The organism is Agromyces sp. NPDC056523, from assembly GCF_042794545.1.
Classification (GTDB): Bacteria; Actinomycetota; Actinomycetes; order Actinomycetales; family Microbacteriaceae; genus Agromyces.
Genome location: NZ_JBHTTM010000004.1, coordinates 188,418 through 211,596 on the forward strand (window position 1 = coordinate 188,418; position 23,179 = coordinate 211,596).

Here is a 23,179-nt window from a genome sequence, read left to right on the forward strand (position 1 = left end):
GGAGCGGGCCCGGGCGGGGAGGCGGAGCGCCCGGTCCCCCGCGGGAACGGGCGCTGCGCCATCCGCTCGCGCTCACCGCCGCCGGGCTGTGAGCACCTTCTGCAGGATGATGAACACCAGCAGCAGCGCGCCGATGAAGATCTTCGTCCACCACGACGAGAGCGTGCCCTCGAACGTGATGATGGTCTGGATCACGCCGAGCACGAGCACGCCGAGCACCGAGCCGAGCACGAAGCCGTATCCGCCGGTGAGCAGCGTGCCGCCGATCACGACCGCGGCGATCGCGTCGAGCTCGGTGCCGATCGCCGTGAGCGGGTAGCCCGACAGCGTGTAGAAGGTGAACAGCACGCCCGCCAGGCCCGAGCAGAAGCCCGAGATGACGTAGACGAGCACCTTCGTGCGCGCAACCGGCAGGCCCATGAGCAGACCGGATGTCTCGCTGCCGCCGATCGCGTAGACCGTGCGGCCGAAGCGCGTCGCGTGCAGCACCCACACCGCGATCGCGACGACGACGAGCGCGATGATCACGCTCGGCGTGATCGACATGCCGCCGCCGAGCGGGATGCGCGACACCGCGAGCTGCACGAAGGTCGGTTCGCTGATCGAGATCGAGCTCTGGCTGATCACGTAGCAGAGGCCGCGCGCCAGGAACATCGCGGCCAATGTCGCAATGAAGGGTTGCACCTTGAACACGTGGATCATGAGTCCGACGAGCAGCCCGAGCACGCTCGTCAGCACGAGGATGAGCGGGATCACGACCGCTGGCGACCATCCCGTCTGCAGCGTGCTCGCGGCGATCATGCCGCTGAGCGCGACGACCGCGCCGACCGACAGGTCGATGCCGCCGGTGAGGATCACGAAGGTCATGCCGACCGCGAGCACGATGAGGTACGCGTTGTCGACGAGCAGGTTGAGGAACACCTGCCCCGAGAAGAACCCGCGGTAGCGGATGCCGCCGATGACGAAGACCGCGACGAAGAGGATGGCGGTGACGGTGACGGGTCCGTACTTCGGGCTGGTCAGCAGCGCGGCGGCGGCGCGGCCGGCGCGGGCGAGGGGGCTGCCGCCGGATGTCGCGGGGCCGGTGCCCCGGCCGTTGCCGGCGCGGCCGGAGCCACCGCCGCGGGTCGGGCGCAAAGCGCGTCGGGCGGTTCCGCGCGGGGCGCCACCGGGTGCGTCGAGCAGCTTGGTCATGATGCGGCGAGCCCCTTCCCGGCTCGGACGGCGAGGCGTCTGCGGAATCCGCTGAACGCCGCGGCCGTCGTGGGCGACTGGAGGAGGCAGACGACGGTGACGACCGCCGCCTTGAACACCATGGTCGCGATCGGCGGGATGCCGACTGTGTACACCGTGGTCACGAGCGTCTGGATCACGAGCGCCCCGACGAGCGTGCCGAGCAACGTGTACCGCCCTCCGGCGAGCGACGTGCCGCCGATGACGACCGCGAGGATCGCGTCGAGCTCGATGAACAGGCCCGTGTTGTTGGCATCCGCCGCCGCGGTGTTCGCGGTGAGGATGAGCCCGGCGATCGCCGCGCACAGCGCGCAGAACGTGTAGACCGCGAACAGCAGTCCGCGCGCCCGAACACCCGCCTGGCGGCTCGCCTCGGGGTTGATGCCGACCGACTCGATGAACATGCCGAGCGCGGTACGCCGGGTGATGAGCGCAGCGGCGCCGAACACCACGGCGGCGATGATGGCCGCGATCGGCAGTCCGAGCCAGAAGCCCGAGCCGAGGGCCTTGAACGGCGGGCTGTTCACCGTGATGATCTGGCCCTCGGTGATGAGCATCGCGACGCCGCGCCCCGCGGTCATCAGGATGAGCGTCGCGATGATCGGCTGGATGCCGAGCACGGCGACGAGGAACCCGTTCCAGACGCCGAGCACGAGCGAGATGCCGAGCGCGACGGCGACCGCGACCGCGACGGTCGCCGGGCTCGCCGGGTCGGGCGAGCCGAGGATGATCGAGCACGCGACGGCCCCCGAGATCGCGGCGACCGCGCCGACCGAGAGGTCGATGCCCCGCGTCGCGATGACGAGCGTCATGCCCACCGCGATGATGAGCGTCGGCGCCCCGTTGCGCAGGATGTCGATGAGGCTGCCGAACAGGTGCCCGTCGCGCACGGTGATCGTGAAGAAGCCGGGGAACGCGACCAGGTTGATCGCGAACAGGACGAGCAGCATCACGACCGGCCAGAACAGCCGGCTGGCGACGATGCGGGCGAGCAGGGCGCTCATCGGGTGCCTCCTGCGGCGGGGTCGGTGGGTTCGGCGGGGTCGGTGGGTTCGGCGGGGTCGGGGGTGACGGATGGCGCGGGGGCGCCGGCCGCGACGGACGCGGGTGCTGCCGTGGCGCCGGATGCCGCGGGCGCGCCATCCGTCAGCTCGTCGAGCGCCTCGTCGTCGGACGCGACGCGCCCGTCGGCGATGAGCCCGAGCAGCGAGTCGACCGTGAGCCCGTCGTTCTCGAGGTCGGCGACGACGTGCCGGTCGCGGAGCACCACGACGCGGTGGCTGAGCCGCAGCACCTCTTCGAGCTCGGCCGAGATGAACAGCACGCTCATGCCGTTCTCGGCGAGGTTGAAGACGAGCTTCTGGATCTCGGCCTTCGCCCCGATGTCGATGCCGCGCGTCGGCTCGTCGAGGATCAGCAGGCGGGGTGCGATCGCGAGCCATCGCGCGAGCAGCACCTTCTGCTGGTTGCCGCCCGACAGGTTGCGCACGAGCGCATCGGCATTGCCGGGCCGGATGTTGAGGGCCTGGATGTAGGACTGCGCGAGCTCGTCCTGCTTCTTCTTCGGGATCGGGCGGAACCAGCCGCGATCGGCCTGCAGCGCGAGCACGATGTTGTCGCGCACGGTGAGGTCGCCGACGATGCCCTCGTCGCGCCGGTTCTCGGACGAGAACGCGATGCGCTTCGAGATCGCCTGCCGCGGCGTGCGCAGCTTCACCGTCTCGCCGCGGATCGTCAGCTCGCCCGTGTCGGCACGGTCGATGCCGCCGAGCAGGCGGGCGAACTCCGTCCGGCCCGAGCCGAGCAGGCCGGCCAGGCCCACGACCTCGCCCGCCGCGATCGGCAGGTCGGCCGGGTTGATCGCGCCGCGACGACCGAGCCCCTCCGCCGAGACGAAGGTCGCGGCATCCGATTCGTCGACGACCACCGTGTGGACGCGCTGCTCGAGCTCGTCGAGGGCGGTGAGCTCCTTGCCGATCATCTTCTGCACGAGGTCGATGCGCAGCAGCTCGTCGACGAGGTATTCGCCCACGAGCTTGCCGTTGCGCAGCACCGTGAGGCGGTCGCAGATCTCGTACACCTGGTCGAGGAAGTGCGAGACGAACAGGATGGCGACGCCCTGGTCCTTGAGCGAGCGGATGACGCGGAACAGCTCGGCGACCTCGTCGGTGTCGAGCGACGAGGTCGGCTCGTCGAGGATCAGGACCTTGGCGTTCACGTCGATCGCGCGGGCGATCGCTACGAGCTGCTGCACCGCGAGCGAGTGGTCGCCGAGCAGCGAGCCCGGGTCGATGTCGAGGCCGAGGCCCGCGAGCAGCTCGGCCGAGCGGCGACGCATCGCGCGCCAGTCGACGCCGCCGAAGCGGCGCGGTTCGCGACCGAGCAGGATGTTCTCGGCCACGGAGAGGTTCGGGAGGAGGTTGACCTCCTGGTAGACCGTGGAGATGCCCGCGGCCTGGGCCTGGGCCGGCCCGCTGAACGAGACCTGCTCGCCCGCGAGCGTGATCGTGCCGGCGTCGATGCCGTACACGCCGGTCAGCGCCTTGATCAGGGTGGACTTGCCGGCGCCGTTCTCGCCCATGAGCGAGTGCACCTCGCCCGGGAACATGCGGAAGTCGACGTCGTCGAGCGCCTTGACGCCGGGGAACTCGATCGAGATGTCGCGCATCTCGACGACGGGCGCGGTCGCGGCGGGCTGGTTGGTCACGTTGCTCTCCATCGAGTCGTCGGATGGTGCGGGGCCGGGGAGCCACCGGCCGGCGGCGTCCCGAGACCGTTCGAGCTGGTCTCGAGCGCCGCCGGCGGTGCTCCCCGTCCCCCAGAGGGGCTCAGTACTGCCGGTCGGGCAGGGCCTCGACGGCCTGCTCCTGGGTGAACGTGGTCTCGTCGGTGATGATCCGCTTCTCGACCTCGCCGCCGTCGTTCAGCGTCGTGATGATGTCGACCAGCTGGCCGCCGAGGAGCGGCGAGCACTCCACGATGAAGTTGATCTTGCCATCGGCGAGCGCCTGCATGCCGTCCTTGACCGCGTCGACCGTGACGATCTTGATGTCCTCGCCCGGCACCAGGCCGGCCGCCTCGATCGCCTCGATCGCACCGAGGCCCATGTCGTCGTTGTGCGCGTAGACCAGGTCGATGTCGGGGTTGGACTTCAGCAGCGCCTCCATGACCTGCTTGCCGCCGGCGCGCGTGAAGTCGCCGGTCTGGCTGGCCACGACCTCGAGGTTCTCGTTCTGGCGGATGACGTCGGCGAAGCCCTCGGCGCGGTCGATCGCGGGCGCGGCGCCCGTGGTGCCCTCGAGCTGGACGATGTTCACGGGCTCGGTCGCGTCCTTGTACTCGTCGAGCACCCAGAGGCCGGCCTTCTTGCCCTCCTCGATGAAGTCGGAGCCGAGGAAGCTCACGTAGAGCGACTCGTCCTTCGAGTCGACGGCGCGGTCGGTGAGCACCACGGGGATGCCGGCGGCCTTGGCCTCGTTGAGCACCGCGTCCCATCCGGTCTCGACGACCGGCGAGAAGGCGATGTAGTCGACGTCCTGCTGGATGTACGACCGGATCGCCTTGATCTGGTTCTCCTGCTTCTGCTGCGCGTCGGAGAACTTCAGCTCGATGCCGGCCTCCTCGAAGGCGGCCTGGATGTCCTTGGTGTTGGCGGTACGCCACCCCGACTCGGCGCCGACCTGGGCGAACCCGACGACGAGCTCGTCGAGCGGCTTGGGCCCTTCGGCCGCGGCGTCGCCGGTGCTGGCGCATCCGGAGAGGGCGAGGAGCATCGCGCCTGCGGCGGCGATGCCGATGAGCTGCTTCTTCATCAGCTGGAACCTCCTTGTTCACTGGCCGGCGGCGGGGGTGCTGCGAAGTCTCGGTGCGCCGGGCGGCCAGTCCATTCGGGCCGCAGTCGAGATGTTAGCGCTCACTTGTGAGCGCTCACAAGTGTGAATTCGATAACGGATGGGTCACGGTGGCGGCGAGGCCGAAGCTGCGCGGTTTCTGGGCGAATCGCCAGCCGTATCTGGTCGTGGCGCGGGACGGGTCGGCGCGCTCGAGTTCTCGATTGTGAGCGCTCAACTCGCACGGTCTGTGTCAGGTCGTTCACCCGCCGGACACACCGCTACGGCAGGATGCTCGACATGACCGAGCCGTTCCAGCTCATCGTCGGCGCGGGGCCCGTCGGCACCGCCCTCGCCCTGCAGCTCGCCGACGGCGGCGAGCGCGTGCGCGTCGTCACCCGCTCGGGCGGCGGGCCGAGCCATCCGCTCATCGAACGGGTCGCGCTCGACGCGAGCGATGCCGGCCTCCTGGCCGATGCGGCCCGCGGAGCCAGCGTCGTGGTCAACTGCGCCAACCCCGGGTCGTACCCGCTCTGGGAGAAGGTGTGGCCGCCGCTCGCCGCATCGATCCTGCGCGCGGCCGAGACCTCCGGCGCCGTGCTGGTGACGATGGGCAACCTCTACGGCTACGGTCCTGTCGACGGGCCGATGCGGCGCGACACGCCCCTGCGGCCGTCCGACCACAAGGGCGCGCTGCGGGCGCGCATGTGGGAGGACGCGCTCGCCGCGCACGAGGCGGGTCGCGTGCGCGTGACCGAGGCGCGGGCGTCGGACTACGTGGGGCCGACTGCGCCGGTCTCGAGCGGACTGCTCCCGATGTACGCAGCGAAGACGCTCGCCGGACGCCCCGCGACGGTGTTCGGCGATCCCGACGCGCCGCACTCGTGGACCGCGGTCGACGACATCGCCGCCACGCTCGCGGTGCTCGGGCGCGACGAGCGGGCGTGGGGGTCGGCGTGGCTCGTGCCGTCGAACCCGCCGGTGAGTGTGCGCGACGCCCTGCGCGCGCTCGGCTCGCGGGTCGATGCCCGCGAGCCGCGGCTGTGGCGGATGCCTCGGTGGGCCGTGGGCGCGCTCGGCGCCGTGGTCCCGATCCTTCGCGAGGTGCGCGGCGTGATGTACCAGTTCGAGCGGCCGTTCGTCGTCGACGCGACGGAGACGACCGATGTGTTCGGCCTGCAGCCGACCGACTGGGAGTCGCTGCTCGACGCGACCACGCCCGCCTGGCGCGAGCGCATCAGCCGCTGACACTGGTGGTCGAGGAGCGCCGGGTTGACCGCGGTCAGCTCGGTCGTTGACATCCGGAGCCGCCGAGAGGACCGTGGTGAGTGAACATACGCGGTGGGAGGGGGCCGCGATATGGCATCTTCCAGCTCGTCTCGCCTTCGTGCGCTGGCAGCGACGGTCCTCCTCGCCTTGGGCGCGGCCCTGGGCGCGGTGACGACCGCGTCAGCCGCGCCGCAGGTCAGCCCGCCTCTCCTCGACCTCGATCCGAATCAGGGAGTGCCCGGCACACCGGTCAAGGCCGTCGCGACGGGCTTCGCAGACTGCCCGATCGAGGGCAACGACGACACCGACCCCTCGGAAGTGGACTTCGCCTGGTTCGAGCAGGGGACACCGAGCGAGCTCGCGACGGCCGAGATCTCGTCGGGGACCGCGAGCACCTCGTTCGTGGTGCCGTTGGATTCGAGTCCGGGCGTGCACACGGTGGTCGCTCGCTGCGCGGGCGACGTGAGGATGACGACGGAGGCGAGCTTCGAGGTGACGCCGTCATCGGTGACGACGACCGTCCCCGATCTGATCGGCCTCTCCATCGATGAGGCGGCGGCGGAGCTCGAGGAAGCCCAACTCGTGCTGGGGAACGTCTCGGGCACGGGTGAACGCGTGGTGTCCCAGGTGCCGCCGCCCGGTACCGACGTCGTCCTGCAATCCGCGGTCGACGTCGACCTGAATGCACCGCCGACGTTCACCGCGGTTCCGGATCTCGTCGGGCTCACACTCGCCGAGGCGCAGGACGCGCTCGCCGACGCGGGTTTGGCGGCCGGAATCATCTCGGGTACGGGTGATCGGGTGGGCGAGCAGTCGCTCGCGCCCGGCACCGAGGTGACCGCCGGAACACCAGTGGACCTGACGATGCAGGCCGTCCCTCCGCGCACCGTTCAGGTACCCGACCTCGTCGGGATGTCGACACAGGACGCGCTTGCGGAGTTGGGTTCCCTCGGGCTGCGGCTCGTCGTCTCCAGCTCGTCCGATGGGAACACCGTCGCTTCGCAGGACCCGGCGCCCGGGACGGCCGTGCCCGTGGGGTCCGACGTCACCGTCGTCACGACCGCCGCGCCATCCGTCTCGACCGAGATTCTGATCCTGGCCGTCGTGCTCCTCGTCCTCGCGATCGTCGTGGCCGCGGCCGCACTCGCTCGAATCCTGTACAACTCGGCACAACGCGCGTGGGTTGCCAAGCACGTGCATGTGAAGCTGGTCACACCTGTCGACGTGAGCAGCACGATCGTCGCTGCGCCCGGCGAGCCCGACGGCACCCGGCACGTGGTGCGGATCGAGCCTCATCCAGGTGAGCGCCACCACGATCTCGAGGAGGTTCGACCATGACCACATTGGCGCCCACGCACGAGGATCGGATCACCGTGCTCGACCTGCTCGGAGCCCAGGGGCGCGCTCACCTCACCGCTGACGAGATCGCCGATGCGCTGATCGAGGCCGATCGCGATGGGGCCAGATCAGGCGGCGTGGACAACATGTCGACTGCTGCCCGGAGAGCCGTGTACGGCCAGGTGGCCGTCGCCGCCCACCGATTGCTCGACGTCGACCTCACGGACGCGATCGTCGGAGGCTGGCTCAAGTACAAGGCGCTCGTGGACGCCGGACGTCGAACCCTCGGCTCCGCCGCGCGCGAGATCGTCGAGCTCGTCTCCCACCGCATCACATCGACCTACAAGCCGGTCATCCAGGTCTACGTCGATGGGCTCCCGGTCGGCAGCGTCGAGTTCCGGCTGGAGCTCGTCTTCGAGATCATCGGTTGCTCCGCCGTCGTCGCAGCCGGTGACCTCGTCGCGGTCGAGGGTGGCGACGTGAAGGTCACCGGCACATTGGCGGTGAAGGGGAAGGCGATCGCCACGAAGAGCAAGCAGTTCGACTCGCATCTGGTGGTGAACCTGCGACGCCCGGTGCACCTGACGCAACGTGCGTCGTGACTCGAAGGACTACGCCTTCGGCGCCTTCGCCCCGGCCTTGGCCGCCTGCTTCGTCGCACGCACCTTCGCGAGCGACTCGGCATCCGTGATGTCGGCGACTGAGGCGAAGCACCCGTCCTCGCCGTAGTGGCCGACGGCCTCGCGCCATCCGGACGCCTCGACCCCCAGCTGCTTGCCCAGCAGGGCGAGGAAGATCTTCGCCTTCTGGTCGCCGAATCCCGGCAGGGCCTTGAGGCGCCGGAGCACCTCAGGTCCGTCGGGGTCGCCCTGCGTCCAGATCGCGGCGGCGTCGCTCCCCCAGTCGTCGCGCACGGCGCCGGCCAGCGCCTGGACGCGGCCCGCCATCGAGCCCGGGTAGCGATGGACTGCGGGCGTCTGCTTGAAGACGTCGACCAGGTGGTCGGGATCGACCGCGGCGATCGTGTCAGGCTTGATCGAGCCGACGCGCTGCTGGATCTTCAGCGGCCCGGCGAACGCGGTCTCCATCGCGACCTGCTGGTCGAGCAGCATGCCCACGAGCAGCGCGAACGCGTCGGTGCTGAGCAGTTCGTCGGCCGCGGCATCCCCGGTGATGTTGAGCGTCGTCATGCGTTCCATCCTCCCACCGGATGCGGCGGGCGGGCCGGGCCGGTCGTGTCGCGGCGGCCGCGCGACATCCGGCACCCGTACGTCGCGGTCAAATCGAACGGTCTTGCGGCATCGCGCGGGTCCGCGACAGGGTGGAGCGCGGAGCCCCCGTCCGGACCGCCTGCCTGTCTGGGGGCATTCCGGACAGGAACTGTCCACATCGTCGAGGAGACTCGTCGTCGAAGAGAGATGCCGGGCACACCCGCCCGGCCCGACCCGGAGGACCACCACCATGGACTGGAAGATCGAGCTCATCCACGTGCCCGTCACCGACGTCGACCGCGCGAAGGAGTTCTACGTCGAGAAGCTCGGCTTCAACGCCGACCACGACCAGCGCGTCAACGAGAACCTGCGCTTCGTGCAGCTCACCCCGCCCGGTTCGGCGTGCTCGATCGCGATCGGCGAGGGTCTCGGCGCCACGCTCGCGCCGGGCTCGCTCGACGTGATCCAGGTCGTGATCCCCGACGCCGACGCCGTGCTCGCCGAGCTGCGCGCGAAGGGCGTCGAGGCCGAGGGCGTCGACGAGCAGGCCTGGGGCCGCTTCATCACCCTGCGCGACCCCGACGGCAACCGCTGGACCCTGCAGCAGCTGCCCGCCTGGTCGGCCTCCTGACCCACTCGGCCGGGCCGGTTCGAAGGATGAGACACGCCAGACCTCCGCATGCGAGGTCATCGCGCGGCCCATCCTTCGAATTCGGTGCCGGATGGCGCCGCGCGCGCCGGAACGCATGAGAATCCGGGACACGGGCGGCCCTGCGGGTCCATTCCCCGGATTCTCCTGCGTTTCTGCATCGACGAGGTACGAGCAGCCCCTCAGCCGCGGAGCGGCGCCGTGCTCGCACGCACCACGAGCTCGGGCACGCGCGTCGTGCGGTCGGGCGCCGACGGCTCGTCGCGCAGCACGTCGAGCACGGTCGCCATGATGTCGAGGCCGAGGGTGTGGAAGTCCTGCCGCATGGTCGTGAGCGCGGGCGTGAAGAACGCCGCCTCGGGGATGTCGTCGAACCCGACGACACTGAGGTCGCCCGGGACCGAGACGTCCGTCGCGTGGCACGCGGCGAGCAGCCCGAGCGACATCTGGTCGTTGCCGACGAACGCGGCGGTGGCCCATCCGTCATCGAGCAGCTGCCGCCCGGCGGCGTGACCGGATGCCGCGAGCCAATCGCCCACGATGGGCTCGCGTTGCTCGAGCCCATGGGCCGTGAGCGCGGCGGCGAATCCGCGGCGGCGCTCCGCAGCATCCATCGAATCGGCCGGACCGGCGACGTGCGCGATGCGCCGATGCCCGAGCCCGATGAGGTGCTCGGTCGCGAGCCGCGCTCCGGCCGCCTGATCGAACGACACGCGGTGCGTTCCCGGCGCGCGCTCGGACGCGACCGCGACGACGGGCACGCCGGCGTCGATGCCGCGCAGCACGTCGACGCCCTCGCGCTCGCCCGAGATGAGCACGATCGCCTCGACGCGCTGCAGCACGAGCCGGTGCACCGCCTGGGTGAGCTCGTCGGCGTCGAGGGCGCGCATGCTCGCCTGGCTCACGGCGTAGCCCGCCTCGCGCGCGGCCTCGTTGAACCCGAGCGCCGCGCTCGACGGGCCGTAGTCGGGCCGGCCCGCCTGGATGAGCCCGATCGAGTCGGATCGGCGCCGCGCCATCGCCCGCGCGGTCGGCGAGGGCGCGTAGTTCAGCTCGGCCATCGACTGCCGCACGCGCTCACGCGTCGCGGCGGCGACGCCGGGCAGGTCGTTGAGCACGCGCGAGACCGTCTGGTGCGAGACGCCGGCGTGCCGGGCCACGTCGAACATCGTCGGCACGCCGGCCGCGGCCGGATCGGCGGCCGGCGCCGAGCCGCCCCCCGCGGTCGGGTCGGACGCGGCAGCCGGGTCCACCGCCCGCCCCGCCGCATCCGCCCCGGTCATCGCGCTCAGCCTCAGAGGCCCTGCGCCAGTCGGTAGTACGCCTGGTTCCAGCGCACCTCGCGCTCGAAGCCGCGCTGCGTGGTCTCGTCGTCGATCACCAGCAGCTCGACACGCGCCATCTCGGCGAAGTCGCGGAAGACCTCGACGCCCACGGCCGTCGACATCACCGTGTGGTGGGCCGCACCCGCAGTCAGCCATGCCGCCGCCGAGGTCTGGAAGTCGGGCGCCGGCTTCCAGACCGCGCGGCCCACGGGCAGCTTGGGCAGCGGATGCCGCGGCTCGACGTTCTCGACCACGTTCGCCGTGAGCCGGAACCGGTCGCGCAGGTCGCTCATCGCGACGACCACGGCGGGGCCGGGGTCGGCCGTGAACACCAGGCGCACCGGGTCCTCCTTGCCGCCGATGCCGAGCGGGTGGATCTCGAGCGACGGCTTGGCCGTCGTGATCGACGGCGCGACCTCGAGCATGTGCGCGCCGAGGATGAGCTCGTCGCCGGGCGTCAGGTCGTACGTGTAGTCCTCCATGAGCGTCGCGCCGCCGGGCAGGCCCGCGCCCATGACGTTGGCGATGCGCACGAGCACGGCGGTCTTCCAGTCGCCCTCGGCGCCGAAGCCGTACCCCTCGGCCTGCAGGCGCTGCACCGCGAGGCCGGGCAGCTGCCGCAGCGCGCCGAGGTCCTCGAACGACGTGGTGAACGCACCGAAGCCGCCCTCCTCGAGGAACGAGCGCAGCCCCAGCTCGATCGCCGCGCCGTAGCGCAGCGAGTCGTGGCGGTCGCCGCCGCGCCGCAGTTCAGGGGCGACGTCGTACTCGTCCTCGTAGAGCGCGACGAGCTGGTCGATCTCAGCATCGGACGCGGCGTGCACCGCCTCGGCGAGCTCGTTCACGCCCCACGTGTTGACCTGGACGCCGAACCGCAGCTCCGCCTCGGTCTTGTCGCCCTCGGTCACCGCGACGTACCGCATGTTGTCGCCGAAGCGCGCGAGCTTCAGGCTGCGCGAGGCCGCGAGGCCTGCGGCGGCGCGCTGCCACGTGCCGAGCTCGGCCTGCACGCGCGGGTCGCTCGCGTGGCCGACGATCGTCTTGCGCGGCACGCCGAGGCGGGTCTGGATGTACCCGAACTCGCGGTCGCCGTGCGCGGCCTGGTTGAGGTTCATGAAGTCGAAGTCGATCTCGCCGTACGGCAGCTCGACGTTCGCCTGCGTGTGCAGGTGCGCGAGCGGCTTCTGCAGCGCGTCGAGGCCGGCGATCCACATCTTCGCGGGGCTGAACGTGTGCATCCACGCGACGACGCCGATCACGTTCGGTGCGGCGTTCGCCTCGAGCACGATCCTCTTGATCGCGGCCGAGTCGGTGAGCACCGGCTGCCAGACGACCTTGACGGGCACAGCGGATGCCGCGTCGAGCGTCTCCGCGATCGTCCGCGACTGGTCGGCGACCTGGCGGAGGGTCTCGGGGCCGTAGAGGTGCTGGCTTCCGGTGAGGAACCAGACCTCGTACCCGTCGAGCGAGGTGGTGAGCGGAGTGCGGGTCATGGGATGTCCTTACTGCTGTCGTGTGTCATCGTGCTGCGAGCGATGCGGGTCACGCGGTCGTGCGGTCGTGTGGTCGTGTGATCGTGCGGTCGGGTCGGTTCTTCGAGTGGGCGATCCTGGCGGCTCGGACGGTCATCACCCCACCGACTTCGCCCACTCGAGGTCAGAGCGCCGCGACCGCGGCGGCTTCGACGGCGAGCCCGGCCCGGTAGCGGTCGAGGTAGGCGGCGAAGCCGGCGATATCCGCGGGATCGGGTTCGACGGTGTCGATGTCGGCGCCGGCGAAGACGCGCTGGTCGAGGTAGGCGCCGAGGTCGAGCTCGCCCGCCGCGTCGAGGTAGGCGGCGAGCACCGCGATCCCCCACGCGCCGCCCTCGGACGCCGTCTCGCCGACGGCGACCGGCGCGTCGAGCGCGCCCGCGAGGAAGCGCTGCGCGACACCAGCGGTGCGGAAGATGCCGCCGTGCGCGAACATCCGGTCGATCTCGACGCCCTCGCCGGCGAGCACGCGCATGCCGAGCGCGAGCGTGCCGTACACGCCGTAGAGCTGGGCGCGCATGAAGTTGCCGAGCGTGAACCGGCTGTCGGGCGTGCGAACGAACAGCGGGCGCCCCTCGTCGAGGCCCGCGATCGGTTCGCCGGCGAGGTGGTTGTAGGCGAGCAGCCCGCCGGCGTCGGCGTCGCCGTCGAGCGCCTCGCGGAAGAGCGCCTCGAACACGGCATCGGACTCGAGCGGCGTGCCGGCGGCGGCGGCGAACCGGCCGAACAGGCTGGTCCATGCGGCGAGCTCGCTCGCGCCGTTGTTGCAGTGCACCATCGCGACCGGGTCGCCGGCCGGCGTCGTCACCAGGTCGAGCTCGTGGTGCGCGTGCGACAGCGCCCCCTCGAGCACGACCATCGCGAAGATGCTCGTGCCCGCGCTGACGTTGCCGGTGCGCGGGGCGACCGAGTTCGTCGCGACCATGCCGGTGCCGGCGTCGCCCTCGGGCGGGCACAGCGGGATCCCGGGCCGCAGGCCCCCGCTCGGGTCGAGGTACGCCGCGCCCTCATCGGTGAGCCGCCCGGCCTCGCGACCGGCGGGCAGCACCTCGGGCAGCAGGTCGGCGACGCGGAGACCGGGCGCCCGGTCGGCGACGAGCCCGTCGTAGACGCCGAGGAGCCGCGCGTCGTAGTCGTGCGTGTCGGCGTCGATCGGGAACATTCCCGAGGCGTCGCCGACGCCGAGCACCATGCGACCCGTGAGTCGCCAGTGCACGTACCCGGCGAGCGTCGTGAAGCTCCGGATGTCGCGGACGTGTGCCTCGTCGTCGAGCACCGCCTGGTGCAGGTGGGCGATCGACCAGCGCAGCGGGATGTTCAGCCCGAACCGCTCGCTGAGCTCGGCGGCCGCCGCGCCCGTCGACGTGTTGCGCCACGTGCGGAACGGCACGAGCAGCTCGCCGTCGCGGTCGAGCGGGAGGTACCCGTGCATCATCGCGGAGACGCCGATCGCGCCGAACGTCGTGGGCTGCACGCCGTGGCGGCGCCGTACATCGGCGACGAGGTCGGAGTACGCGGCCCGGAGGCCGGACTCGACGGACTCGAGCGAGTACGTCCAGCGGCGGTCGACGAACTCGTTCTCCCACTCGTGGCTGCCGACGGCGAGCACCTCGGTGGGGTCGGGCCCGACGAGGCAGGCCTTGATGCGCGTGGAGCCGAGCTCGATCCCGAGCGACGTGCGCCCCTCGAGGATCGTGGCGCGCGCGCCATCCGTCGTGTTCTCGGTGTCGCTCATCGGCGAGCGTCCTCCTTCTGCGTCGCGGCGGCTTCGTTAGCGCTAACAGTCCCCGATGTTAGCGCTAACGAAGCGCCCTGCCAACCCGCGCACGCCGCCGCCCGGCGCTCGCCGACCGACCCAGCCGCCGAGAGTATGCCGAACATCGCCTCTCGAAGACCGGAAGCGCCGTTCGGCATACTCTCGCCGCTGGTGGCGGACACGAACGGCGCCCGCGCGAGCGCGCGGGCGGGCCGGATGCCGCGACCCGCGGGAGCTACGGCGCGAGCGGTCCGCCCAGGCGCCCAGCCGCCGAGAGTTTGCCGAACGTCGGCTCCCACAGTCCGAAAGCGCCGTTCGGCATACTCTCGCCGGACCGTGCGACGGGCACATGCGGCCAGGGCGCGGGGCGACCCGCCGCGGCACGACGAGGGGCGGATGCCGCAGCATCCGCCCCTCGTTCGCCAGGAGGTCGCGCGGCCTAGCTTCCGCCGGCCCGCCGCTTGTTGTACACGTCGAACGCGACCGCGAGCAGCAGCACGAGGCCCTTGACGGCCTGCTGCCACTCGATGCCGATGCCGAGGATCGACATGCCGTTGTTCAGGACACCGATGATCAGACCACCGATGATCGCGCCACCGATCGTGCCGACGCCGCCCTGCACGGCCGCGCCGCCGATGAACGCCGCCGAGATCGCCTCGAGCTCGAAGCCGTCACCGGCCTTCGGGCCCGCGAGGTTCAGGCGGGCCGTGAAGATCAGGCCGGCGAGTGCCGCCAGGAAGCCCATGTTCACGAACAGCCAGAAGTCGACGCGGCGGGTCTTGATGCCCGACAGCTCGGCCGCGTGGCGGTTGCCGCCGATCGCGTAGATGTGCCGGCCGAACACGGTGCGGTTCATGACCACGCTGTAGACGAGCACCAGCACGCCGAGCACGATCAGCGTGACCGGGATGCCCTTGTACGACGCGAGCGAGTAGGCGAAGAACCCGATCGCGGCGGAGATCAGCACGAGCTTGGTGATGAACCACGGCATCGGCTCGACGTCCTGGCCGTACTTCTGGCGGCCGCGACGCGTGCGCACCTGCTGCACGACGAGGATCACGATCGCGAGCGCGCCGACGCCGAGAGTCAGCGGGTCGAGCTCGAACTCGCCGAACACGTTCGAGAGGAAGCCGTTGCCCAGCGCACGGTACTCGGCCGGGAACGAGCCGATGTTCGAGTTGCCGAGCACGACGAGCGCGAGTCCGCGGAAGATGAGCATGCCCGCCAGGGTCACGATGAACGCCGGGATGCCGACGAAGGCGACCCAGAATCCCTGCCAGACGCCGACCGCGGCGCCGACGAGCAGCGAGAGGATGATCGAGAGCCACCACGGAAGTCCCCATTGCACCGCGAACACGCCCGAGACGGCACCGACGAATGCGGCGACCGAACCGACCGAGAGGTCGATGTGCCCGGCGATGATCACCATGACCATGCCGATCGCGAGGACGAGGATGTACCCGTTCTGCACGACGAGGTTGGAGATGTTCTGCGGACGCAGCAGGATGCCGTCCGTCAGGATCGCGAACAGGACCACGACCAGGACCAGCGCGATGAAGATGCCGTTGCGACCGAGGTCGCTGAGCATGTGCGTCAGCCGGTCGGTGAACTTGTTCTCGACGGGATTGGGGCTCGCTGCCGCGGGAGTGGTGTCTTCGAGGAGCGGTGGATTCGGATTCGACATTGGTGTCTCCTGGTGTGATCCGCGAGCCGCCGGCTAGCGGGGCTTCTCCATGGTCATGAGCTTGAGCATCTCTTCGGGCGTGGCCTCCTCGACCGGAAGCTCGCCCGTGATGCGGCCCTCGGAGAGGGCGTAGACGCGATCGCAGATGCCGAGCAGCTCGGGCAGCTCGGACGAGATCACGAGGATGCCCTTCCCCTGCGCCGCGAGCTCGTTGATGATCGTGTAGATCTCGTACTTCGCGCCGACGTCGATGCCGCGCGTGGGCTCGTCGAGGATGAGCACGTCGGGATCCGAGTAGATCCACTTCGACAGCACGACCTTCTGCTGGTTGCCGCCCGAGAGCTTGCCTGTCTTCACGAGCACGCTCGGCGCCTTGATGTTCATCGACTTGCGGTACTTGTTCGCGACCGCGTACTCCTCGTTGTCGTGCACGAGGCCGTACTTCTCGAGCTTCTTCAGCGACGCCATCGAGATGTTGCGCTTGATGTCCTCGATGAGGTTGAGGCCGAAGGTCTTGCGGTCCTCGGTCGCGTACGCGATGCCGTTCTCGATCGCCTCCGCGACGGTGCGGGTCTTGATCTCCTTGCCGCGCAGGAACACCTTCCCGGAAATCCTCGATCCGTAGGACTGGCCGAACACGCTCATCGCGAACTCGGTGCGCCCCGCGCCCATGAGGCCCGCGATGCCGACGATCTCGCCGGCGCGCACGTTGAGGTTCACGTTGTCGACGATCACGCGCGACGTGTCCTGCGGGTGGTGGGCGGTCCAGTCCTCGACGCGGAACAGCTCCTCGCCGATGTTCGGCGTGTGGTCGGGGTACCGGTGCTCGAGGTCGCGACCCACCATGTCCTTGATGATGCGGTCCTCGGTGACATCCTGCTTGGCGATCGTCTCGATCGTCTTGCCGTCGCGGATGACCGTGACGGTGTCGGCGACCTTCTTGATCTCGTTGAGCTTGTGGCTGATGATGATCGACGTGATCCCCTGCCCCTTGAGGTGCAGGATCAGGTCGAGCAGGTGATCCGAGTCCTCGTCGTTGAGGGCCGCGGTCGGCTCGTCGAGGATCAGCAGCTTCACGCGCTTCGACAGCGCCTTGGCGATCTCGACCAGCTGCTGCTTGCCGACGCCGATGTTGCGGATCTTCGTCGTCGGGTTGTCCTTCAGGCCGACCCGCGCGAGCAGCTTCGCGGCCTCGAAGTTGGTCTTGTTCCAGTCGATGAGGCCGCCGGCGCCCCTCTGCTCGTTGTTGAGGAAGATGTTCTCGGCGATCGACAGGTACGGGCTGAGTGCGAGCTCCTGGTGGATGATCACGATGCCCTTGGCCTCGGAACCCGTGAGGTCACGGAACTCGACGGTCTCGCCCTCGAAGACGATCTCGCCGTCGTAGGTGCCGTGCGGGTACACGCCCGAGAGCACCTTCATCAGCGTCGACTTGCCGGCGCCGTTCTCGCCGCAGATGGCGTGGACCTCGCCGCGCTCGACCTCGAAGTTCACGTTCGCGAGGGCCTTCACACCCGGGAACGTCTTGGTGATGCCGCGCATCTCGAGAATGTGGGTGGTCATCCTTGCTCCTGCTCCAGTGCCGGTGCGCCGTCCGGTGCGACGGATGCCGCGGCCGGGACCTGAGGCGAGAGTACTCCCGCCTCAGGTCCCGACACGCGGTGTCGCGTCATCCGATCCGGCTCAACGGCGAATCAGCCGTTGATTTCCTCTTCGGTCCAGTAGCCGCTGTCGACCAGGACCTCGGTGATGTTGTCCTTCACGACGATCTGCGACTCGAGGAGGTACGACGGGACGACCTTCACGCCGTTGTCGTAGTCCTCGGTGTTGTTGACCTCGGGCTCCTCGTCGTTCAGCAGCGCGGTCGCCATGTCCACGGCCACGGTCGCGAGCTCGCGGGTGTCCTTGAAGATGGTCGAGTACTGCTCGCCCGAGTTGATCGCCTTGACCGAGTCGAGCTCGGCGTCCTGGCCCGAGATGATCGGCCACTCGTCGCCGACCGCGTAGCCGGCGTCGGTGAGGGCCGAGATGATGCCGCGCGAGAGGCCGTCGTACGGCGAGAGGACCGCGTTGACGGTCGATCCGTCGGAGTACGACGAGGTGAGGAGGTTCTCCATGCGGCTCTGGGCGACCTGGCCGTCCCAGCGCAGGATGGCGGCCTGCTCGAACTCGGTCTGGCCCGACTTCACGACGAGCGTGCCCTCGTCGATGTACGGCTGGAGGGTGTCGATCGCGCCGTTCCAGAAGAACGTCGCGTTGTTGTCGTCGGGCGAACCGGCGAACAGCTCGATGTTGAACGGGCCGGCGGGCGCGCCGTCGACCGCGGTGCCCTCGAGGTCGGTCAGGCCGAGGCCCGCGAGGAGCGACGTCGCCTGCTGCACGCCGACCTTGTAGTTGTCGAACGAGGCGTAGTAGTCGACGTTCTCGGAGTCGCGGATGAGGCGGTCGTACGCGATGACGGGGATGTCGGCGTCAGCGGCGCTCTGCAGCACCTCGGACAGCGTAGTGCCGTCGATCGCCGCGATGATCAGGGCCTCTGCGCCCTTGGTGATCATGTTCTCGACCTGCGAGACCTGGGTGGGGATGTCGTCCTCGGCGTACTGGAGGTCGACCGAGAAGCCCTGCTCCTCGAGCTGCTCCTTGACGGAGTCGCCGTCCTGGATCCAGCGCTCGGAGCTCTTGGTCGGCATCGCGACGCCGATGAGGCCGCCGTCGCCCTCTCCGCCGCCTCCGCCGCCGCCCGAGCACGCGGCGAGCGCGAGCATCGAACCGGCCGCCAGCGTGGCGAGGAGCACCTTCTTCGTGCTGTTCACGGTGTGTCCTTTCACTGTGTGGTCATGGACGTCGTCGTCTTGGTGACGTTGCGGAATCCGGCCTCGTCCATGACGACCGGCTTCCCTGCGGCGTCCGTTCGGGACCGCGGCTGCCGCAAGCTCTTCAGTTGTGGATGGTCAGCTGGTGGGTGGGTCAGCTGGGGATCGGTCGACGGGCGTCCGAGGACTGTCCGTAGACGTTCTGGTACCGGTCGTACAACCGGTCGATCGCCTCCTGGGGGATCGGGATCAGCGGGCCCGCCTCGCGGGCGAAGTGCACGGTGCGCGCGACATCCTCGACCATGACGGCCGCCTTGACGGCGTCCTTCGCGTTCGCGCCGATGGTGAACGGGCCGTGGTTCTGCATGAGCACCGCCCGCGAGCGGTGCCCGCTGAGCGTCTCGACGATGCCGCGGCCGATGGAGTCGTCGCCGATGATGGCGAACGGCCCGATCGGGATCGGGCCGCCGAACTCGTCGGCCATCGCGGTGATGACGCAGGGGATCTCCTCGCCCCGTGCCGCCCAGGCCACCGCGTACGTCGAGTGGGTGTGCACGACGCCGCCGACCTCGGGCATGTTGCGGTACACGTACGCGTGCGCGGCGGTGTCGGACGACGGCGACCGCTCGCTGCCCGGCGTGCCCGGGATCACGTTGCCGTCGAGGTCGCAGAGGATCATGTTCTCGGGCGCCAGGTCGTCGTAGCTCACGCCCGAGGGCTTGATCACGAACAGGTCGGCGCCGGGGACCCGGCCCGAGACATTGCCGCCGGTCCAGACGACCAGGCCGTACCGGGTCAGCTCGCCGTGCAGCCGGGCGACGTCGGCCCGGACACGGGCGATCGCGACCTCGATCTGCGGGCCGAAACTGGTCACGCGGACTCCCTCGTCGAATGGTGCGGCCGCCGCGGCGGCGATGGATCCTGGCCGATGTGACCGTGATGTGACCGTTCACATGGCGAGTCACATGTTAGCCCCACGATCGGCTCGGCTGTCAACTGACCGATGATCACGGAACGGTAACGGGCCGGAATCCGCCGCCGCGCGCCGTCAGAACGCGGGCGTGCCGACCGACGACCGCACGATGAGCTCGGGCACGATCGTGCCGCGGTACTCGGGCGCCGAAGCGTCGATGTCGCCGAGCAGCAGCGCGACGCAACGTCGCCCGAGCTCGGCGAAGTCCTGGCGCACCGTGGTGAGCGGCGGCCAGAAGTGCGCGGCCTCGGGGATGTCGTCGAATCCGATCACCGAGACGTCCCTCGGGATCTCGAGCCCGGCGTCGCGGACCGCGTGCATCACGCCGAGCGCCATCTGGTCGTTCGACGCGAAGATCGCCGTGAAGTCACGGACGGTGAGCAGCTCGCGGCCGGCGTAGTACCCGAACTCCGCCGTCCAGTCGCCGAGGATCGGCGCGGTCGTGGGCACGTCCCGCGCGCTCATCTCGTCGAGGAATCCGCGCATGCGCGCCTCGGCCTCGATCCAGTCCTGCGGGCCGGCCAGGTGGTAGATCTGGCGGTGCCCGCGCTCGATGAGGTGGCGCGTGGCCAGCCGCGCGCCCGCGATCTGGTCGACCGAGAGCGTGTGCTCGGGGTCTCGACCGGTCGACTGCAGCGTCACGTACGGCACGTCGATCGACAGCTGCGCGAGCGTGTCGAACACGCGCACCTGCGGCGCGATGACGACGAGGCCCTCGATGCCCTGCGCGGCGAGATGGGCGAGCCCGTCGGCGATCGAGCCCGCATCGCCCGACTCGATGTTGGCCGTGGTCACCCAGTACCCGGCCGTTCGCGCGGCCGACTCGATGGCCGCGATGCTCGAGGCCGGCCCGTAGTGCGTGCTCGACGCCGACAGGATCCCGATCGTGCGCGAACGGCTCGTCACGAGGGCGCGCGCCGCGCGATTGGGCTTGTACTGCAGCTCGGCCATGACGTCGAGCACGCGCTGCTTGGTCTCCGGGCGGATGCTGGGATGGTTGTTCAGCACGCGCGACACGGTCTGGTGCGACACGCCCGCCAGGCGCGCCACATCGCGGATGCTGGGCGCACGCCCACGCACGGACTCCTGCGTCGTCTCCGGCACGTGACCTCGGTTTCGATCCCGGCATGTTCACGGTCACACATGCCGCCGCGACCATTATGCACTCGGATGGCGGGAATGTGACCGTCACAATGTGACCGTCACAATGTGACCGTCACATCGGCGGAGAGGACGTCAGCGGGGCGGACGCACCCGCGACGACAGGACGACGCCGACGATCGCGATCCCCACCGTCACGAGGAACTCGGCCGTGAACGCGTCGGGGCCCACGACGCTAGCGACGAGGGCCGTGATCGCGAGGGCGACCGCCGCGCCGAGCGACTCGCCGATCGTCAGCGCAGCGCTGTTGAAGCCCTGCGCCTCCTGCGTCGACTGCTCGAGCACGGAGACCGAGAACCGCGGGTACATGAAGCCCATGGCGGCGCCGCACGCCGTCCAGGCGACGAACGCGATCGCGGGCGAGAGCGTGAAGGCGGCCACCGCGAGCACCACCACGAGCGAGATGGCGAGCACGACGGCGCCGATCCGCACCACGTCGACGTTGGAGACCCGGTCGCCGAGTCGTCCCTGCAGCCACGACGCAACGGCCCACGAGATGCCGGCGCCCGTGAGCACCGCGCCGGCGAGGCTCGGCGCGAACTCGTATCGGTCGATGAGCAGGTACGGCAGGTAGATCTCGGTAGCGAAGAAGGCGCCGGCGACGATCGCGCGCATCAGGACGGTCGCGGGCATGCCGCGCGCGGCCCGAAGCGCGCCGGACGGGAGCAGCGGCCGAACGGCGACGATCGCGACGACGATGCCCGCGACGGCGACGATCCATCGCCACGGCTCGGGCAGCTCCTTCGCGAGGCTCACTCCGAGCGCGGCGAACGCGGCGAGGATCGACCACGCCAGTCGAGAGCCGCTCCACGGCACCGACGGGTCGCCCCGCACGCGGTCGTGCACGCGCAGCAGCGGCACGAGCATCATCGCGCCGGCCGGAAGCACGAGGGCGATGACGCCGAGGAACACCCACCGCCAGTCGAGCTGCTCTGCGACGAATCCAGCGACCGCCGGACCGACGATCGACGGGATGACCCACGCGGCCGCGAACCCCGCGAAGACGCGCGAACGCACCGACTCGGGGTACACCCGCGCGACGATCACGTAGAGCGGCACGATGACGGCCGCGCCGCTGATGCCGTGCACGAGGCGGCCGAGCACCAGCACGGGCATGTTCGGCGCGAGCCCCGCGATCACGAGCCCGATCACGAAGAGCACGCCGGCCGCGATGAGCGGCGGCAGCGGACCCGACCGGTCGCTCCAGTTGCCGGCGACGACCATGCCCACGACGCCGGCGGCGAGCGGTACCGAGAAGGCGAGCGCGTACAGGTGCTCGCCGTCGAGGTCGGCGGCGACCAGCGGCATCACGGTCGTGACCGCGAGCACCCCGAACGCCGCGAGGAAGATCAGCGCGAACATGCCGAGCGACAGCAAGCGCCACGGGCGGGCGAGGGGGCCCCCGACGGGGGCCTCGACGGCCGCGGATGGTGCCGGGGTGGTGCGTTCGCTCACCCGATCGAGCCTACGACGGGCCCGCGACATCCGCCGCGCCGAACCGGTCGCCGACCCGCGAGAACCGGACAGTGCTACAGCTCTTCGTGCACCTCGGGATCGGCACCCCACAGCCGGCCGCGCTCGAGGCCGGAGATCGCGTCGACCTCGGCCGGCTCGAGCCCGACGTCGAAGACGTCGAGGTTCTGCCGGCGACGCGCGGCGTCGGCCGACTTCGGGATCGGCACCGAACCGAGCTCGAGGTGCCAGGCCAGCACGGCCTGGGCGGGCCTCACGCCGTGTCGCGCGGCGATCTCGGTGATCACGGGCTCGGCGAGCAGTTCGCTGCCCTTGGCCAGCGGCGTCCAGCTCTCGGTGCGGATCGCGTGCTCGGAGTGATACGCCCGCAGCTCGGCCTGCGGATGGTAGGGATGTAGCTCGACCTGGTTCACGACCGGCATGAGGCCCGTCTCGGCGTTGAGCCGGTCGAGCATCGCCGGCGTGAAGTTCGAGACGCCGATCGAGCGGACGACGCCGCGCTCCTTGAGCTTGATCATCGAACGCCAGCTGTCGACGTACCGGTCGCGCTTCGGGTTCGGCCAGTGGATGAGGTAGAGGTCGACCCAGTCGAGGTCGAGGCGCTTGCGCGACTGCTCGAAGCTCGCCAGCGTCTCCTCGATGCCGTGGTGCCGGCCGGGCAGCTTGGTCGTGACGAAGAGGTCGCTGCGATCGACGTCGACGCGGCGGATCGCCTCGGCCACGACCTCCTCGTTGCCGTAGTTGTAGGCCGTGTCGATGAGGCGGTAGCCGTCCTGGATGGCGGAGACGATCGCCTGGACGCCGGACTGGTCGTTCAGCCCGTACGTGCCCAAGCCGATCGCGGGGATCGTGTTGCCGTCGGCGAGCGCGTACGCATGGGCGGTCATGGGACCATCCTCACCCGGAACGGCCCCCGCATGCCAGCCACGACG

General features: G+C 70.1%; 19 protein-coding genes. 4 read left to right on the forward strand and 15 right to left on the reverse strand.

Annotated features, from left to right (window positions below):
- Positions 1–72 precede the first annotated feature (72 nt).
- The 4 genes from yjfF to ACFQ58_RS14325 form a co-directional block, all read right to left on the reverse strand.
- A complete protein-coding gene (yjfF, locus tag ACFQ58_RS14310; RefSeq protein WP_376951825.1) occupies positions 73–1,194 on the reverse strand; it encodes a galactofuranose ABC transporter, permease protein YjfF in 1,122 nt (373 codons plus the stop codon).
- Positions 1,191–2,237, reverse strand: coding sequence for an ABC transporter permease (locus ACFQ58_RS14315; RefSeq protein WP_376951826.1), 1,047 nt, complete (start codon positions 2,235–2,237; stop codon positions 1,191–1,193). Before ACFQ58_RS14315 ends, yjfF begins: the two co-directional genes overlap by 4 nt.
- A complete protein-coding gene (locus ACFQ58_RS14320; protein ID WP_376951827.1) occupies positions 2,234–3,952 on the reverse strand; it encodes a sugar ABC transporter ATP-binding protein in 1,719 nt (572 codons plus the stop codon). The genes ACFQ58_RS14315 and ACFQ58_RS14320 overlap by 4 nt, the downstream gene beginning before the upstream one ends.
- Before the next feature lie 109 nt (positions 3,953–4,061).
- Complete coding sequence (locus ACFQ58_RS14325) at positions 4,062–5,045, reverse strand: ABC transporter substrate-binding protein (RefSeq protein WP_376951828.1); 984 nt, start codon at positions 5,043–5,045, stop codon at positions 4,062–4,064.
- A gap of 318 nt (positions 5,046–5,363) precedes the next feature.
- Between ACFQ58_RS14325 and ACFQ58_RS14330 the strand changes: the two genes are divergently transcribed.
- The 3 genes from ACFQ58_RS14330 to ACFQ58_RS14340 all read left to right on the forward strand — a co-directional run bounded on the left by ACFQ58_RS14330 (position 5,364) and on the right by ACFQ58_RS14340 (position 8,272).
- Positions 5,364–6,311, forward strand: a complete 948-nt coding sequence (locus ACFQ58_RS14330) for an NAD-dependent epimerase/dehydratase family protein (protein ID WP_376951829.1) — start codon at positions 5,364–5,366, stop codon at positions 6,309–6,311.
- A 255-nt stretch (positions 6,312–6,566) separates the two neighbouring features.
- Positions 6,567–7,670: a PASTA domain-containing protein gene (locus ACFQ58_RS14335; RefSeq protein WP_376951830.1), complete on the forward strand. Its 1,104-nt coding sequence runs from the start codon at positions 6,567–6,569 to the stop codon at positions 7,668–7,670.
- Entirely contained in the window at positions 7,667–8,272 is a 606-nt protein-coding gene (locus tag ACFQ58_RS14340; RefSeq protein ID WP_376951831.1) for a hypothetical protein, read from the forward strand. Before ACFQ58_RS14335 ends, ACFQ58_RS14340 begins: the two co-directional genes overlap by 4 nt.
- Positions 8,273–8,281: 9 nt before the next feature.
- Here ACFQ58_RS14340 and ACFQ58_RS14345 read toward each other — a convergent pair whose 3' ends face one another.
- Positions 8,282–8,860, reverse strand: coding sequence for an HhH-GPD-type base excision DNA repair protein (locus ACFQ58_RS14345; RefSeq protein ID WP_376951832.1), 579 nt, complete (start codon positions 8,858–8,860; stop codon positions 8,282–8,284).
- A 271-nt stretch (positions 8,861–9,131) separates the two neighbouring features.
- Here ACFQ58_RS14345 and ACFQ58_RS14350 point away from each other — a divergent pair, with 271 nt between their 5' ends.
- The gene (locus ACFQ58_RS14350; RefSeq protein WP_376951833.1) at positions 9,132–9,512 is read left to right on the forward strand and encodes a glyoxalase superfamily protein; all 381 of its coding nucleotides are present in this window, start codon (positions 9,132–9,134) and stop codon (positions 9,510–9,512) included.
- Between the two features lie 200 nt (positions 9,513–9,712).
- Here the strand turns inward: ACFQ58_RS14350 and ACFQ58_RS14355 are convergent, their stop codons facing one another.
- The 10 genes from ACFQ58_RS14355 to ACFQ58_RS14400 form a co-directional block, all read right to left on the reverse strand.
- A complete protein-coding gene (locus ACFQ58_RS14355; protein WP_376951834.1) occupies positions 9,713–10,813 on the reverse strand; it encodes a LacI family DNA-binding transcriptional regulator in 1,101 nt (366 codons plus the stop codon).
- A gap of 11 nt (positions 10,814–10,824) precedes the next feature.
- Positions 10,825–12,348 carry an L-arabinose isomerase gene (gene araA / locus ACFQ58_RS14360; RefSeq protein WP_376951835.1) on the reverse strand — a complete coding sequence of 508 codons (1,524 nt, stop codon included), beginning with the start codon at positions 12,346–12,348 and terminating at the stop codon, positions 10,825–10,827.
- A gap of 163 nt (positions 12,349–12,511) precedes the next feature.
- Positions 12,512–14,122 carry a xylulokinase gene (locus ACFQ58_RS14365; protein ID WP_376951836.1) on the reverse strand — a complete coding sequence of 537 codons (1,611 nt, stop codon included), beginning with the start codon at positions 14,120–14,122 and terminating at the stop codon, positions 12,512–12,514.
- Between the two features lie 460 nt (positions 14,123–14,582).
- Positions 14,583–15,731: a multiple monosaccharide ABC transporter permease gene (mmsB, locus tag ACFQ58_RS14370; RefSeq protein WP_376952029.1), complete on the reverse strand. Its 1,149-nt coding sequence runs from the start codon at positions 15,729–15,731 to the stop codon at positions 14,583–14,585.
- 129 nt (positions 15,732–15,860) lie between these two features.
- Positions 15,861–17,390, reverse strand: a complete 1,530-nt coding sequence (mmsA, locus tag ACFQ58_RS14375; RefSeq protein ID WP_376951837.1) for a multiple monosaccharide ABC transporter ATP-binding protein — start codon at positions 17,388–17,390, stop codon at positions 15,861–15,863.
- Positions 17,391–17,521: 131 nt separating this feature from the next.
- Positions 17,522–18,592 carry a multiple monosaccharide ABC transporter substrate-binding protein gene (gene chvE, locus ACFQ58_RS14380; RefSeq protein WP_376952030.1) on the reverse strand — a complete coding sequence of 357 codons (1,071 nt, stop codon included), beginning with the start codon at positions 18,590–18,592 and terminating at the stop codon, positions 17,522–17,524.
- Between the two features lie 202 nt (positions 18,593–18,794).
- Positions 18,795–19,514 carry an L-ribulose-5-phosphate 4-epimerase gene (locus tag ACFQ58_RS14385; RefSeq protein ID WP_376951838.1) on the reverse strand — a complete coding sequence of 240 codons (720 nt, stop codon included), beginning with the start codon at positions 19,512–19,514 and terminating at the stop codon, positions 18,795–18,797.
- A gap of 174 nt (positions 19,515–19,688) precedes the next feature.
- On the reverse strand, positions 19,689–20,663 hold the full coding sequence (locus ACFQ58_RS14390) for a LacI family DNA-binding transcriptional regulator (protein WP_376951839.1): 975 nt from the start codon (positions 20,661–20,663) through the stop codon (positions 19,689–19,691).
- 186 nt (positions 20,664–20,849) lie between these two features.
- Positions 20,850–22,229 (reverse strand): MFS transporter, encoded by a 1,380-nt coding sequence (locus tag ACFQ58_RS14395; protein WP_376951840.1) that lies wholly within the window; start codon positions 22,227–22,229, stop codon positions 20,850–20,852.
- A 74-nt stretch (positions 22,230–22,303) separates the two neighbouring features.
- Positions 22,304–23,134, reverse strand: a complete 831-nt coding sequence (locus ACFQ58_RS14400) for an aldo/keto reductase (RefSeq protein WP_376951841.1) — start codon at positions 23,132–23,134, stop codon at positions 22,304–22,306.
- Positions 23,135–23,179 lie beyond the last annotated feature (45 nt).